We start from the raw sequence: 14621 nt of genomic DNA on the forward strand, positions 1-14621 counted from the left end.
GGCCCGCCACCCGACAGGGCCGCCGAACCCTCAACACGTCCAGATAGCAGCCCTCTGAAGCACTCACCCGGTGCCGGCGCGGGTAAGTCAGTGGTGTCTTCGCCCATCATCAGAACCGTCCGGGAGCCGACTATGATCACCGTGTCCCCGCACCGCCTCGCGACGATGTTCGTTGAGGTCGCCGACACCCACAGCCCCGACCTCGACGTCGTCGAGTTCCTGCAGATGCTCGCCGACCACATCGCCGAACTCGTCCCCGACGCCACCGCCGGAACGCTGCTGGCCGACCCGCAAGGCCGCCTGCACTACATGGCCGCCTCGGACGAGACCACCAAGTTTCTGGAACTGTTGCAGTTGCAGAAACAGGACGGCCCGTGCGTAGACGCGTTCCACCAGCGCGAACCGGTGATCAGCACCGACCTGCAGAGCGCGGCAGAACGCTGGCCACAATTCGCACCCCAGGCCAGCGCTGTCGGGTTCCGCTCCGTGCACGCCTTCCCGCTACAGCTACGCGACCACGCCATCGGAGCGCTGGGCGTGTTCGGCACCACCCCCGTCCGTTTCGACGACACCGATTCACACATCGTGCAGTCCCTCGCCGACGTCGCAACGATCAGCCTGCTGTACCACCGGTCGATCAAACACGCCGAGGGCCTGACCCAACAGCTGCAGACAGCGCTGAACAGCCGAATCCTCATCGAACAGGCCAAAGGAGCGGTCGCCCACGCCCGCAACATCAGCGTCGACGAGGCCTTCAACCTGCTGCGCGCCTACGCACGGCACACCAACCAGCGCCTGCAACACGTCGCCGGCCGATGCGTCACCGACCCGAGCTTCCTGCCCGCACCCGCCTCCGGCGGCAGCCCCACATAGCGGCGGCTCCACCACCGGCGCTTCACAAGTCCGGAGAACAGCCCTCGCAAAAACTCACTCAGAGTCGGATGGCGATGCCGATCATCGGTGGACGGCGCAACCGCAGCAGCTTGGCGACCCCGTTGCCGAGCCGGGAGGTGACGTACCGCTGGCCGAGGAGCTTGCGGGCGTTGGCCGTACCGGCCTCGTCGAGGAGCCGGGCCGTGCCGGTGGCGCTCGGGGCGCCCGGTTCGACCTTGCCGCGGAGACTGCAGACCGTGACGACGACGTCGGGGTTGCGGCGGATCCGCTTGACCTTCCACGCCTCGGCCTCGGACACGATGACCAGCTCGTCGCCGTCCGGCACGTGCCAGACGGGCGTGGCCACCGGGGTGCCGTCCTTGCGGTAGGTCGTCAGGCTGACGTACTTGCTCCGGCGGATCTCCTGCGGCACGGTCATCGACCGATCCTATCGATCGCACCACGCCGCGCGTCGTAGCCGGCTGTGGTAGAACCGCAGCACATGCGTTCCCGGAAGTACCGCATCGTCACGGCAGTCGAGCGGATCAACAACCGCCTGACGCGCTTCGCTCTGCGCCGAGGCATCGCTCCACGCGCGTTCGCCTTGCTCGAGACGACCGGCCGGCGCACCGGGCTGCCACGGCACACGCCCGTCGGTAACGGCTGCGTCGGCAACACTTTCTGGTTGGTCGCGGCGCACGGAACTCAGGCGGACTGGGTCCGCAACCTCCAGGTCCATCCGGCGGTACGGGTGAAGGTCGGCGGCCTCTGGCGTACGGGGGTCGCGGTGGTGCTGCCCGACGACGATGCGCTGGCTCGTTCGCGGACGCTGCCGTATCAGTGGGACGCGGCTCTGGGCCGGCTGATGGCTTCGAGCCCGTTGACCGTGCGCATCGACCTGCGACCGCGATGAGGGTCATTGCAGGGTGAGGGCGTACAGCTTGATCCGGGTGTCGTCGGGCAGGGTGACCGACCGCAGGTCCTTGCCCGGGTCGACGGCCACAGTGACGCCGAACAGGTTGACCGCCGGTCCGTCGGTGCCCTGCCCGGCCTTGATCCGGTGCGGCATGGACAGGACGACCGAGCCGGTGGCGCACCAGTCCGGGACCGTCACGGTGGTCGCGGCGGTGCTGCCGTCGGCGTAGCGGACGGTCACCGTGCCGGGCACCGGGCCGTGGTTCGCCGCGACGACGAGCCGCAGGGTGCTGCGCCGCAGCGCGGGCAGCGGCAGAGTCTGCCGGCCGGCCGCGACGAAGTTCTTGGCCGTACCGCCGGGCGGTGGCGCGCTGTAGGTCACGCCGGCCCAGCTCACCGAGCCGGCCGCCGGCAGCAGGGCCGCGTCGTAGCTCCAGCCGCCGCCGTCGAAGTTGCCCTCGCCGGTCGCCGCGGTGGTGGCGGTGCCGTCCGTGTTGCGGGCTGAGGTGACGTCGACGCCGCACTGCGTACCGGATGTCAGCAGACATGCCGGGCTGTTCACCGACGGCGGTTGGTCGGCCGCGGCCGTGCCCCAGCTCGACGCCGCCGTGCCGACGGTGTGGGCGATGGTGCCGCCGCGGGCGACGGTCGGCCAGGTGAGCCAGTTCGCGTTCTGCGCGCGGCCGTTGACCTGGACGGACTGGACGTAGCGGCGGGTGTCGCTGACGTCCGGCGCGGTGATCGTCAGGGTGCCGCCCTGGTCGGTGTGGCTGCCGATCCGCACGGTGGCCGAGGGGAACTGGGGGCTGCTCACAGTCAGGAAGTTCGCGCCGCTCATGGTCGGGTAGAGGCCGAGGGACGAGAAGACGTACCAGGCGCTCATCGTGCCCAGGTCGTCGTTGCCGGTCATGCCGTCCGGGCCGGTGGTGAAGAGCGTCATCGCGGCGCGGACCACGGTGGCGGTCTTGGCCGGGGCACCGGCCCAGTGATACAGGTACGGGGCCAGCAGATCCGGCTCGTTGTTCGGGTTGTACGTCGCCTTGCCGTAGTAGTCGTACGGCGCGGCGATCCAGTCCGTACGCGCGGTCCCGGCCGGGTCGTTCAGCAGTTTCGGGTACGCGAAGAAGTCGTCCAGCCGCTTCTCGGTGGCCGGCCGTCCGCCCATCAGCGACACCAGCCCGGCCGGGTCCTGCGGCACCAGCCACTGGTACTGGTACGCCCCGCCCTCGTGGAACTGGTGTCCGGCGTCGACCGGGTTGTACGGCGTGACCCACGCGCCCGAGGTGGTGCGCGGCCGGAAGTGCTTGATCGAGGCGTCCCACAGGTTGTGGTACCACTGCCCGCGCGTGGCGAGCGTCCGGGCGTCGTCGGTGCGGCCCAGCGCAGTGGCCATCAACGCCAGCGAGGCGTCGGCGGCCGCGTACTCCAGGGTGGCCGAGGCAGGGTGGACGCAGTCGTTGTCGCCGCCCTGATGAGCGCAGTCCGTACCCACCGTCAGCCCGGACGGGACGTAACCGCGGTCGCTGTAGTAGCCGTTCCCGCTGCGCCCGTTGTACGGCGAGCCCGCCGGCGGCCGCCCCAGCGCATTGGTCCGCAGCAGGGTGTACGCCTCCTGCTCGTACCCGGCCAGCAGCCCCTTGGACCAGGCCTCGACCAGGAACGGGGTGACCGGGTCACCGGTCATGATGTTGGTCTCGCTGTTGGCCAGCGCCCAGCGCGGCAGCCAGCCACCGTCACGTCCGATCGCCACCACGGACAGCGCCACGTCCCGGGCGACCTGCGGCGTCAGCATCTCGAGCAGCTGGTTCTGCGGGCGGTAGGTGTCCCAGAGCGAGAAGTTCTGGTACGGCGTGTAGCCGCTCGCCGTGTGCACCTTGTCGTCGAAGCCCGTGTACCGGCCGTCGACATCGCCGGCGACGTTGGGGTGCAGCAGCGAGTGGTACAGCGCGGTGTAGAAGGCGCTCTGCCGGTCGCCCGTCCCGCCTGAGATCCGTACGGCGTCGAGCTGCTGCACCCAGGCGGCGCGCAGGGCGGTCCGGGTTGCGGCGAAGTCGTACGAGCTGCCGGTCTCGGCCGTGAGGTTCTTCCGCGCGCCGTCCACTCCGGTGTAGGACAGGCCCACCTTCACCACGACGTCGCGGTCGGCGTTGGCGTCGAAGGTGACCCAGGCACCGTTGCCGCCCGCGCCGGCCGCGTCCCGGCTGCCCTGGCTGCGGGTCGAGTCGCGCCAGGTGCCGTAGGAGGCGAAGGGCCGGTCGAAACTGGCGGTGAAGTAGACGGTGTGGTCGTCTTTGCCCGCGCAGAAGTTGCCGGCGCGGACCCGGCCCTCGACGGTCCGGTCGCCGACCACGTGGATCTCGGAGTCGAAGACGTTCTGGTTGGCCTTGCCGGTGTTGAACAGGACGTTCGCCGCGCCGGTGGCCGGGAAGGTGTACTTCTGCCAGCCGGTGCGCGCGGTGGCGGTCAGCTCGGCGTTCACGCCGTACTTGGACAGGCCGACCCGGTAGTAGCCGGGCGTGGCCTGTTCGTCGGCATGGCTGTACGCCGAGCGGTAGACGTTCGGGTCGACGCTGCTGACGGCGCCGGTGGTCGGCATGATCGGCAGCTCGCCCGCGACGCCGCAGCCGACGCCGGACAGGTGGGTCTGGCTGAAGCCGTAGATGGCGTTCTGCAGGTAGTCGTAGCCGCCCTGGCCGCCGGTGTCCGGGCTGACCTGCACCATCCCGAACGGCGCGCTCGCGCCGGGGAAGGTGTTGCCGAAGTTCTGCGTGCCGACGAACGGCCGCACCAGCTCGACCGGCTCGGCGGCGGCCTCGGCGGCGGTGCCGCCGGCGACCAGCGTGGCGGCGGTCAGCAGGGCGGCGGCAGCCAGCCGGGGGAGTCGCGATGCCACGAGGGGTGCCTCCGGATCAACGGCGGAAAAAGATGGTGACATCGTTGTCACACGAAGTTAAATGAGTCAATATCTTGGGCAGGACTTCCCGCCTGAGTGGAATGCAGGTCGCCTTCATGAAGCAGAGATTCCTCGCCTGTCTGTCCACCGCGGTGCTGGTCGCCGGCGGAGTGGTCGCCACCGCGCTACCGGCCTCGGCCGCTCCGGGCGACTTCGTCACCGGGTTCGAGTCCGGCGATCCCCAGCCGACCTGGCAGAACAGCGTCGAGAGCACCGCCGGCATCAGCGGCTACTGCTGCGCGCTCACCGGCATGGAGACCGCGCCGCGCACCGAGACCGCGCACACCGGCTCGGCGGCGCTGATGTACTCGGGCAACGACACCAGCACGACCTCGTCGTACTCGTACAACCGGGTCTTCGATGTGGAATTGCCGGTCACCGCGGCGACCACGCTGTCCTACTGGGTCTTTCCGCAGTCCGGCGGGCACCTCGACGTCGCGGTCGACCTCGTCTTCACCGACGGCAGCTCGCTGCGCGACTCCGGCGCCGTCGACCAGCGCGGCGTCCGGGTGCACCCGGCCTTCCAGGGCAGCGGCTCCGGCCTCGCCTTCGACCAGTGGAACTTCGTCACCTCACGGATCGGGGACAACGTCGCCGGCAAGACCGTCGACCGCATCCTGATCGCGTACGACCAGCCGCTCAACACCGGCACCTTCCGCGGCTACTTCGACGACCTCGCGATCCAGGCCGGTGGCGCCCCGAGCCGGCTGTCCGACCTGGTCGACACCCGGCGCGGGTCGAACTCCAGCGGCAGCTACTCGCGCGGCAACACCTTCCCCGGCACGACCGTCCCGAACGGCTTCAACTTCTGGACCCCGATCACCAACGGCAACAGCGACAGCTGGCTGTACGAGTACAAGGCCACCACCGTGCAGGGCTTCGGGATCAGTCACGAGCCCAGCCCGTGGATCGGTGACTACGGCCAGCTGCAGGTGATGCCGATGACCGGCGGCGTCAAGTCCACTCCGGACGCGCGCAAGTCCACCTTCAAGCACAGCAACGAGGTGGCCCGGGCGCATTACTACAAGACCCAGCTGGACACGTACGGGATCACCGCGGAGATCGCGCCGACCGACCATGCCGGCGCCCTGCGGTTCACCTACCCGTCCGCCGCCGAGTCGGTGCTCCTGTTCGACACCGTCGACAGCGCTGGCGGCTCGATCAACGTCGACACGGCCGCCCGCGTCATCTCCGGCTACGTCGACCACAAGGGCCAGCGGATGTACTTCTCCGGCGCCGTCGACAAGGCCATCGCGGCCACCGGCACCGTCAGCGGGCAGGGCGCGACCACCTGGATCCGCTTCGCGACCACGGCCGGCGAGAAGGTCAACCTCCGGATGGCGACCTCCTTCATCAGCGTGGCCCAGGCCGCGAGCAACCTGAGCCAGGAGATCGGCGGCAAAGCCTTCGACACCGTACGCGAGGAAGCTGCGGCCACCTGGGACACCGCGCTCAGCAAGGCCCGCATCGAGGGGGCGACCGACGATCGGATGGTCACCTTCTACTCCAACCTGTACCGCGCGTTCATGTATCCGAACAACCGCTCCGAGATGGTCGGCGGGGTCCGCAAGTACCACAGCCCCTACGACAACGCGGTGCACGACGGGCAGATGTATGTCAACAACGGCTTCTGGGACACGGCCCGCGCGGTCTGGCCGCTGTACTCACTGCTCACCCCGACGCGGACCGGCGAGATGCTCGACGGGGTCGTCAACGCGTACAAGAACGGCGGCTGGACCCCGCGCTGGACCGGCCCCGGCTACATCGACATCATGGTCGGCACCAACCAGGACCTGGCCTTCGCCGACGCCTACGCCAAGGGCGTGCGGAACTTCGACTACCGCGCGGCGTACGCCTCGATGGTCAAGAACGCCAGCGTCTACTCCAGCTCCGGCTCCCGGGGCCGCAAGGGCGTCGAGGTCTCCACCTTCAAGCGGTACGTGCCCACCGACGTCCGCGGGGAGGCGGCCTCCTGGACGCTCGAGGACGCCAACAACAACTTCGGCATCGCGCAGCTCGGCCGGGCGCTGGGCTTCACCGAGGACGCCGACTACTTCCAGAACCGGGCGCTGGACTACGCCAACCTCTACTCCTCGTCGGTCGGCTTCTATCGCGGCAAGCAGAAGTCGGGCGCCTGGCGGACCGCCGACTCGGCGTTCAAGCCCAACGAGTGGGGCTGCGAGTTCACCGAGGGCGCGCCGTGGCACTACGCCACCCCGGCCCCGCAGGACCCGCAGGGCATGGCCAACCTGTACGGCGGCCGGGCCCAGCTCGCCAGCAAGATCGACTCGGTCTTCGCGGCGTCCCGGGACTTCCTGCCCGGCTGCTACGGCGGCACGATCCACGAGATGACCGAGGCCTACGACACCAACATGGGCCAGTACGCGCACTCCAACGAGCCGATCCACCACATGCTCTACATGTACAACTACGCCGGCACCCCGGCGAAGACCCAGACCCGCGTCCGCGACGTGCTCACCAAGCTGTACGACTCGGGTGCCGGCACCGGCAACGGCTACCTCGGCGACGAGGACAACGGCCAGATGTCAGCCTGGTACGTCTTCAGCGCCCTCGGCTTCTACCCGGCCCGGATGGGCAGCACCGACTACACCATCGGCGCACCGCTGCACCCCAAGGCGACCGTCACGCTGGAGGACGGCAAGACGTTCACGGTCAACGCGCCCGGGGTGAGCGACACCAACCGCTACATCCAGAGCGCGACCCTCAACGGCGTCGCCTACACGAAGAACTACCTCACCCACGCCGACCTGATCGCCGGCGGCACCCTCACCTTCACCATGGGCCCGTCCCCGTCGTCCTGGGGCACCGGAGCGAACGACATCCCGGCCTCGATCACGACCGGCAGCGCGGCGCCGCGACCGCTGGCCGACAAGGCCACCGGCGGCACGCTCACCGCCAGCGGCGAGAACGGCACCACCGAGGGCCGCGCGAGCCTGGTCGACGACACCTCGATGACCAAGTGGCTGACCTTCCAGAACACCGCGACCCTGGAATACCGCTTCGCCGGCACCGGCACCGCGGCGGTCCGTCAGTACACCCTCACCTCAGCCGACGACAGCCCGCAACGCGACCCGAAGAGCTGGACCCTGCAGGGCTCGACGGACGGCACGACCTGGGTCACCGTCGACACCCGCAGCAACCTGGACTTCAGCGACCGCCGCCAGACCCGTGCGTTCGTCATCGCCGGCACCGCCGCCTACCCCCGCTACCGGTTGCAGATCACCGCGAACCACGGCGCCGCCGAGACCCAGCTGGCCGAATGGGAGCTGCTCGGCTGACCGTCCGGAACGCCCGCAGCGTGCCGGGTCGGTGAGATCCCTCAGCGACCCGGCACCGCCAGGCAGTAGACGTCGCCGGCGTTGGCCTCGTGGGGGAGGGCCATGATCTGGTCGGCCATCGTCTGCGGGGTGACCCATTCGTCGAGTTCCAGCCGCATGCTTTCCCCCATGGCCCGGTTGTAGTGCACGGCCCCCGACGCCGCTGTCCGGTCCAGGCAGCGTTGCGCCACGTCGCGCTGGATCGTGGTGAACTCGAAGGACAGGGCCGGCAGGCTGTGGCTGAGGCCGGACAGGACCACGTCCTCGTAGCCCTCGACGTCGATCTTCACGAAGGCGGGGGTTCCGTAGCGCTCGATCAGCCCGTCGAGGGTCACGGCCGGCACCCGCATCTCGGCGTCCCAGACCTCCTGATGCCAGCCGCCGGCGGTGTCGGCCGCCGCCACGAACTCCGTCGACGCGGTGGAGACCGTGGGGTTGGCGGAGTTGACGAAGAGCGTGACCGGCTCCTCCGATGCACCGCACACGGCCTCGACGAGGATCACGTCCGCGTCGTCGGCGTAGATCTCCCGGATGGCGCGGCCGCACAGCGGTTGGGGCTCGACGGCGACCACCCTGGCCCCCAGCCGCCGGAAACTGCCGATCCGGTCGCCGACGTGGGCCCCGATGTCGAACACCAGGTCGCCGGCCTGCACGAACTGCGCGTACAGGGCATCCATCGCCGCGTCCTGGCCCGCGTCGCCGTAGTAGTAGTCCAGCGAGCGGCGGATCGCGGCGTACGCGGGATCGGTCTTGAGTGTCGCCGCGCGAGCACTGTGAGTCATATTGCCGTCTCCTGCGTCCGGTCCGGGCCTCAGAGGTTCCCGCCGGACGTGGCAAGGGTGCGCCGGCTCCGGAGCCACACGACGTCCGTCCCGAAAGACCAGGTCAGGAAGCCCAGCGCCAGCGCCACGACGATCTGCGCCTGCCAGACGGGAACGAGATCGGCGCTGGCGAGGACCAGGACAGCACCCTGCAGGGCGGCGACGACCTTGCGCACCATCCGCGGCGGCAGCGAGCCCCGCAGCCACGGCCAGGCCCAGGACGCCGCGACGAACGCGTACCGGAAGAGGCCGATCGCGGCCACCCACCAGCCGAGTGAGCTGGCGACGAACAGGCTGAGGATGAGCACGAGGACGGAGTCGGCCTCCATGTCGAAGCGGGCGCCGAAGGCCGAGGTGGTCTTCGTGCGCCGGGCCACCTGACCGTCGACCGCGTCCAGGGCGGCCGCGACCGCGGCCAGGCCCACCAGCGTCATCAGCATCGTGCGGCCGGTCAGCGCCTCCGCCACCAGCGCGGCGACGCCACCGGTCAGGGCGAGGCGGACCAGGGTGATCGTGTCCGCCGGCCCCCAGCTGCGCGCCCCGGACCGGCGGATCCCCTCGGCCAGCACGGACCAGGCCAGTACGCCGAACGCCACGCCAGTCGCCCAGCCGATCGCACCCAGCCCCACGGTCGCCGCCAGCGACATGATCACACCGGCCTGCACGGCGGCGCCGAGCCCGGCCGGATGGATCTGCAGGGTCATCTCGCGACGGGCGAGAAGCGTCATGTGTTCCTCCTGGTAAGCGGTCGCCGGAGCGAACGCATGATGGCCGTCTACTTCAACACGGCTCACAGCAGTGATCGGTTCACCCGCGGACGGCGGAATCACCGGGTTGCAATGCCCCTCCTCGGCCGCGAGCAGGTCGTCCCAGCCGGCGAACCGCTCACGCCAGACCTGCTCCAGGCGATCCAGAGAGTCCACAGTGAAGTCCCAGAGCTGCCCGGTCTCCGCTCGGCGCTTGTAACAGGCACCGGAGGCCTACAAATGGGAAGATTCCGGCGCTCGCTCCCCCGGTTGGGGACCCACATCAGCTACCCCGGAGTCAGCTCCATATGCACCTGGTGCTCCGCGGTTCTGTCGCGATGGGTGCCGCCGCTGTTCGTCGTCCGGACTACCGCTGATAGCTCGATCAACTGTATATTGGCCGGCATGGCGGGCATGCGGAGACCGAGCTTTCTGATCCTGTCGGCGCTCGCCCTCGGCCCGCTCCACGGGTACGCGGTGATCAAGGAAGTGGAGCGGCTGTCGGCGGACAGCGTGCACCTCGCCGCCGGCACGCTGTACGCGGCGCTCGACCGGCTCACCGACGAGGGCCTGATCGAGGTCGACCACGAGGAGACCGTCGACGGCAGGCTCCGCCGCTACTACCGGCTGACCGTTGCGGGCACCGCCGCGCTGGCCGCCGAGGCCGAGCAGATGCGCCGTGACGCCCGGATGGTGGCTCAGCGGCTGCGCGGTGCGGGCCCCGCCGGTGCCCCCAGCCCCGCCTGACGACGCGAACGGCATCGCCCCCGGCCGAGACACCCCGAAGGGACCGACATGCCCGACGACACCCGGACCACGCTGCTGGCCCGCCGATACCGTCGATGGCTGCTGGCGTACCCCCGCGCCTATCGCCGCGAACGCGGCCCGGAGATCCTCGCGACGCTGCTCGACGCCGCCGATCCCGGCCGGTCCCGTCCGCCCGCCCGCGAGGCGGCCCTGTTGCTGCGACACGGACTCGGCCGGCGCTTCGCTGAGGCCGGGCGCCGGGCGTTCGTGGTCGCGGCACTCGCTGCCGTGCTCGGTGGGCTCAGCGGCATCGCTCTCGGTTCGTGGCTGTCCTGGCGCGACGTGGACAGAATGGCGCCGGACAAGGCCACGGCGGTCAGCTTCGCGCATTCGGTTCTGCCGGGCGCTTTTGAGGACCGGGCCAGTCACTTCGGGCGCAGCACGTTCTGGAACCCGTACAGCAACAACAGCCTGCACGGTGGCACCGGCGTACGGGTCGGAAGGACCTCCGTGACCGGCACCGTGCCGCCGCCCGGCGGCCCGGAGCGGGTCGCTGCGGCTGTGCGGCAGCAGCTGAACGCCCAGGGCTGGCGCGACGTGCGCACCAAGGTCGTGCGGGGCACCTCGGCGCCGGTGAACGTCGAGGTGACCGGCACCCGCGCCGGATATCTCGCCGCAGTGCAGATCACCCCGGACCTGAGCTTCGACCTGATGTGGGCCGAGCCGCCCGGCCACCTGCGCGACACCATCCTCGGCGGTGTGGCCGGCGCCCTGCTCGGCGCGCTGTTCGGGCTGGGCACCTCGATCCGCATGCGCCGCTACGGCCGGGGCCGGCAGCGGGCGTACTCGGGGCTCTGCGTCGCCACGCTGCTGATGCTCACCCCCGCCTGCCTGGGCAACATCCCGACCTCGACCGGCTCGTTGCTGGCCAACACCAACCGCAACGGCACCGGACCGTCGGTGTACTGGGGCGGCTTCGTGATCTACGGGGCCGAGCCGCTGGCCATCCTGTCCCTGCTGCCGATCCTGGCCGTCATCGTGGCCTGCGCCTGGCCACAGCCCGCGGCCGCCCGCACGTCCACCACGGCCTGAGCCCTACCGCCCGATCAGGCCCTCGAGGATCAGGGTGCAGATGACGTCGAGCTCGTGCTCGATGCCCGGCTCGGTCCATCCGCTCGCCAGGCCGGGGTGGTGGAAGTGGGTGGTGGCGGTGAAAACGGCCCGGGCGGTCTCGGTCGGGTCGGCGCCGCGGAACGAGCCGTCAGCCATGCCGTCGGCGACGATGGCTTCCAGCTGGCCCAGGAGGTCGGCCACGTGGTCGACCGCCGCGGCGCTGTCCTCGGTGACCAGGATCTTGTAGGCGGCGAACAGTTCCGGATCGTCGTGGGCCTTGGCCCGCTTCGCGGCCAGCAGGGCGGCGAGCCAGGAGCGTAGCCGCTGGGGCGGTGCGACCGCCGGGTCGCGTGCGATGGCCGCAAGGGCATCACGATCGCGATTGAGCCAGCGCCGGGAGACCGCCTCGCGCAGCGCCGTCTTGGACGGGAAGTGCTTGTAGACGGCGGCATGGCTGACGCCGAGGGCCTTGCCGACGTCGACGACCGTTGCCTTGGCCGGCCCGTGGCGGCGCAGCACGTCCTCGGTGGCCGACAGGATCGCCTCGGCATCCAGTGGCCCGCTCGTCCGCATGGCCCGAGCATACCGAGCCGCATCGCGCCTTGTTACAAGTTTCAGACTCTGTAGAGTGAAACCATGACCATTCTGGTGACCGGTGCCCGCGGACATGTCGGCGCTGCGGTGCTGAACGAGTTGGCGGCCGCGGGAGCGCAGGTTCGCGCGTCCAGTCGTACCCCGCGGCCGGGCGACTTCCCGCAGGACGTCGAGGTGGTGCGGGCCGACCTGGCCGACCCGGCGACCCTGCCGCAGGCGCTGGCCGGCGTACGCAAGGTCTTCCTCTACGCCCATCCGGAGACCGCGGCGGAATTCGCGGCAGCAGCCCGCCGCGCCGGCGTCGAGCACGTGGTCCTGCTGTCGTCCTACACGGTGATGGCGCCGGACGCCGGGTCCAATCCGATCGCGGTGCGGCACCTCGCGGTGGAGCGCGCGCTGGACGACGCCGGGCTCGCCCGGACCTTCGTGCGACCGGGCTACTTCGCCACCAACTCCCTGCGCTGGCAGTCGATCCGGCACGATCGCGTGCTGCGGACGGCATTCCCGGACGCGACAACCGCGCCGGTCCACGAACGTGACATCGCCGCGGTGGCAGCGCGGGCCTTGCTGGACGACGCCGGGGGCGCCGCCTATCCGGTGCTGGGGCCGGGTCCGGTGACCATTCGCGATCAGGTCGCCGCTATTGCCGAGGCGATCGGCGAGCCGGTGCGGCTGGAGGAAGTGGACGTCGACACGTACCGGGCCGATCTGTTGACGCAGTTGCCTGCGCCGTTGGTCGAGATGTTGCTTCAGGCCGGCGGGAGTGTTCGGCAGCTGCCCGCGGAGGTGGCCGTCGATGCGGTGCCAGAGCTTCTGGGGCGGCCCGCGCTGACGTTCGCCGAATGGGCCCGCGACCACGCCGACGACTTCCGCTGACCGGATTCCTCACGGCGCAAGGACTCCATACCAAAGGTGCACTGGTGATGACTGCAGTTCTTTCCTAGCTTCGGAGTCGGGAAGCCGGCTGAATCAAGGAGGAATTGCCGTGATCGACTGGGTCGGACTCACCGAGTCGCTGGCATCATCCTCCTGGCTGTATCTGATCCTGATCTCGGTGTCCCTGCTCGATTCGTTCCTGCCGCTGATCCCCAGCGAACCGGTCATCATCATCGCCGGCGTCCTGGCCGCCACCGGAGTCACCAACCTGACGCTGGTCATCGCGGCCACCGCGCTCGGCGCTTTCCTGGGCGACCAGATCCCGTACGCGTTCGGCCGGCGGTTGAGTTTCGCCCTGGAGAAGCGGCTGCCGCCGGGCACCAGACGGCGAGCCACCCACGACTGGGTCAGCCGGCATCTGCACACGCGCGGCGGGTTCATTCTCGTGAGCACCAGGTTCATCCCGGTCGGGCGGTATCTCGTGACCATCACCGCGGGCACGGTCCGATACAACTACCGCAACTACGTGCTGTTCACCATCATCGGCGGCACCGCCTGGAGCGCCTACACCGTGCTGACGGGCTATGTCGGCGGCGTGCTCTTTCAGGACAACGCGTTGCTGGCCTTCGGGGTGGGAGTGGGGCTGGCGGTGGTGCTGTCCGGTGCGATGGAGCTGATCCGGCGCGTCAGCATCCGGCGGAGCGGAGTCACAGGCGTCCCGGAGTGATGACCCGGCGGATGCGGTCGCGGAGCCACTGGTGCGTACGGTCGCTGTCGTTGCGGGGATGCCAGGCCATCCCGATCGTCGGGGTCGGCAGGCTCAGTGGCAGCTCGAAGGTGTGCAGCCCGAGCGCGGTGACGGTGTCGCGCCCGGCGCGGGCGGGCGCGATGCAGACGACGTCGGTCGCGCGGGTCAGGAACAGCGACGCCGCGTAGGTCGGCACCACGGCGACGACCTTGCGGGTGAGCCCGAGCTCGTCGAGGCGGTCGTCGATCGGTCCGCGCCGCCGGCCGCGGCGGGAGACGGCAACGTGGTCGGCCGCGGCGAACTGCTTGACCGTCACCTTTGCCCTACGCGCCAACGGATGCTCCGGCCGGACGACACCGACCAGCGTCTCGGTGAACAGGGGCTCGCTGTGCACCTCGGGGTCGTGCCGGCCGAGGATGCCGACATCGAGGTCGATCAGGCCGTCGCGCATCCCGGTGTCGTCGATGCCCTCCGGTCGCAGCCGCAGGGTGATGCCCGGCGCCTCGGCGCGGACGTCGGTGATGAGTTGCGCGGTCACCGTCATCGAGAAGATGTCGGACATGCGCAGGTCGAAGATGCGTACCGTGTGCGCCGGATCGGACGTCGGCGAGGGTTCGAAGAGCACCCGGGCCCGCCGCATCACATCGTGCACCTCGCCGCGCAGTTCGAGGGCGCGGCGGGTGGGCACCATGTCGCGCCCGGCCCGTACGAGAAGGGGGTCGCCCAGCAGGCGGCGCAGCCGGGCCAGCGATCTGCTCATGGCCGGCGGTGAGGTGTGCAGCCGGGCCGCGGCGGCGGTGACGCTGTTCTCCGTCAGCAGCGCGTCGAGCGCCACCATCAGGTTCATGTCCAGCATTTCCACTCCCGGATTATCACAGGTGGAATGGCCCGATACCA

13 protein-coding genes are annotated in these 14621 nt (G+C 70.0%); 7 read left to right on the forward strand and 6 right to left on the reverse strand.

From position 1 onward, the window contains the following. The first annotated feature begins 132 nt into the window (after nt 1-132). Complete coding sequence (locus ACQP2Y_RS15520) at nt 133-873, forward strand: GAF and ANTAR domain-containing protein (protein ID WP_433728677.1); 741 nt, start codon at nt 133-135, stop codon at nt 871-873. A gap of 58 nt (nt 874-931) precedes the next feature. Here ACQP2Y_RS15520 and ACQP2Y_RS15525 read toward each other — a convergent pair whose 3' ends face one another. Next, nucleotides 932-1312, reverse strand: a complete 381-nt coding sequence (locus ACQP2Y_RS15525; protein ID WP_433728680.1) for a PPOX class F420-dependent oxidoreductase — start codon at nt 1310-1312, stop codon at nt 932-934. A gap of 63 nt (nt 1313-1375) precedes the next feature. On the opposite strand from ACQP2Y_RS15525, the gene ACQP2Y_RS15530 reads away from it, so the two are divergent. Next, the gene (locus ACQP2Y_RS15530) at nt 1376-1786 is read left to right on the forward strand and encodes a nitroreductase/quinone reductase family protein (RefSeq protein WP_433728682.1); all 411 of its coding nucleotides are present in this window, start codon (nt 1376-1378) and stop codon (nt 1784-1786) included. Nucleotides 1787-1789: 3 nt separating this feature from the next. On the opposite strand, the gene ACQP2Y_RS15535 is transcribed toward ACQP2Y_RS15530, so the two are convergent. Then, a complete protein-coding gene (locus tag ACQP2Y_RS15535; protein WP_433728684.1) occupies nt 1790-4681 on the reverse strand; it encodes a GH92 family glycosyl hydrolase in 2892 nt (963 codons plus the stop codon). A 116-nt stretch (nt 4682-4797) separates the two neighbouring features. Between ACQP2Y_RS15535 and ACQP2Y_RS15540 the strand changes: the two genes are divergently transcribed. Beyond that, on the forward strand, nt 4798-8040 hold the full coding sequence (locus ACQP2Y_RS15540; protein ID WP_433728686.1) for a GH92 family glycosyl hydrolase: 3243 nt from the start codon (nt 4798-4800) through the stop codon (nt 8038-8040). 41 nt (nt 8041-8081) lie between these two features. Here ACQP2Y_RS15540 and ACQP2Y_RS15545 read toward each other — a convergent pair whose 3' ends face one another. After that, nucleotides 8082-8861: an FkbM family methyltransferase gene (locus tag ACQP2Y_RS15545; protein ID WP_433728688.1), complete on the reverse strand. Its 780-nt coding sequence runs from the start codon at nt 8859-8861 to the stop codon at nt 8082-8084. Nucleotides 8862-8890: 29 nt separating this feature from the next. Continuing rightward, nucleotides 8891-9628: a CDP-alcohol phosphatidyltransferase family protein gene (locus ACQP2Y_RS15550; RefSeq protein WP_433728690.1), complete on the reverse strand. Its 738-nt coding sequence runs from the start codon at nt 9626-9628 to the stop codon at nt 8891-8893. Nucleotides 9629-10060: 432 nt separating this feature from the next. Here ACQP2Y_RS15550 and ACQP2Y_RS15555 point away from each other — a divergent pair, with 432 nt between their 5' ends. Both ACQP2Y_RS15555 and ACQP2Y_RS15560 read left to right on the forward strand, forming a co-directional pair. Further along, nucleotides 10061-10393, forward strand: a complete 333-nt coding sequence (locus ACQP2Y_RS15555; RefSeq protein WP_433728692.1) for a PadR family transcriptional regulator — start codon at nt 10061-10063, stop codon at nt 10391-10393. Nucleotides 10394-10441: 48 nt separating this feature from the next. After that, entirely contained in the window at nt 10442-11485 is a 1044-nt protein-coding gene (locus ACQP2Y_RS15560; protein WP_433728694.1) for a hypothetical protein, read from the forward strand. Between the two features lie 3 nt (nt 11486-11488). Here the strand turns inward: ACQP2Y_RS15560 and ACQP2Y_RS15565 are convergent, their stop codons facing one another. Then, complete coding sequence (locus ACQP2Y_RS15565; RefSeq protein ID WP_433728697.1) at nt 11489-12079, reverse strand: TetR family transcriptional regulator; 591 nt, start codon at nt 12077-12079, stop codon at nt 11489-11491. A gap of 63 nt (nt 12080-12142) precedes the next feature. Here ACQP2Y_RS15565 and ACQP2Y_RS15570 point away from each other — a divergent pair, with 63 nt between their 5' ends. Then, nucleotides 12143-12976, forward strand: coding sequence for an NAD(P)H-binding protein (locus tag ACQP2Y_RS15570; protein ID WP_433728699.1), 834 nt, complete (start codon nt 12143-12145; stop codon nt 12974-12976). 109 nt (nt 12977-13085) lie between these two features. After that, the gene (locus ACQP2Y_RS15575) at nt 13086-13703 is read left to right on the forward strand and encodes a DedA family protein (RefSeq protein WP_433728701.1); all 618 of its coding nucleotides are present in this window, start codon (nt 13086-13088) and stop codon (nt 13701-13703) included. On the opposite strand, the gene ACQP2Y_RS15580 is transcribed toward ACQP2Y_RS15575, so the two are convergent. Further along, complete coding sequence (locus ACQP2Y_RS15580) at nt 13684-14580, reverse strand: LysR family transcriptional regulator (protein ID WP_433731957.1); 897 nt, start codon at nt 14578-14580, stop codon at nt 13684-13686. The two genes, ACQP2Y_RS15575 and ACQP2Y_RS15580, sit on opposite strands and share 20 nt — an antisense overlap. Between the last annotated feature and the right edge of the window lie 41 nt (nt 14581-14621).

Origin of the sequence: Actinoplanes sp. CA-051413, from assembly GCF_050955795.1 — a bacterium.
Taxonomy (GTDB): Bacteria; Actinomycetota; Actinomycetes; order Mycobacteriales; family Micromonosporaceae; genus Actinoplanes.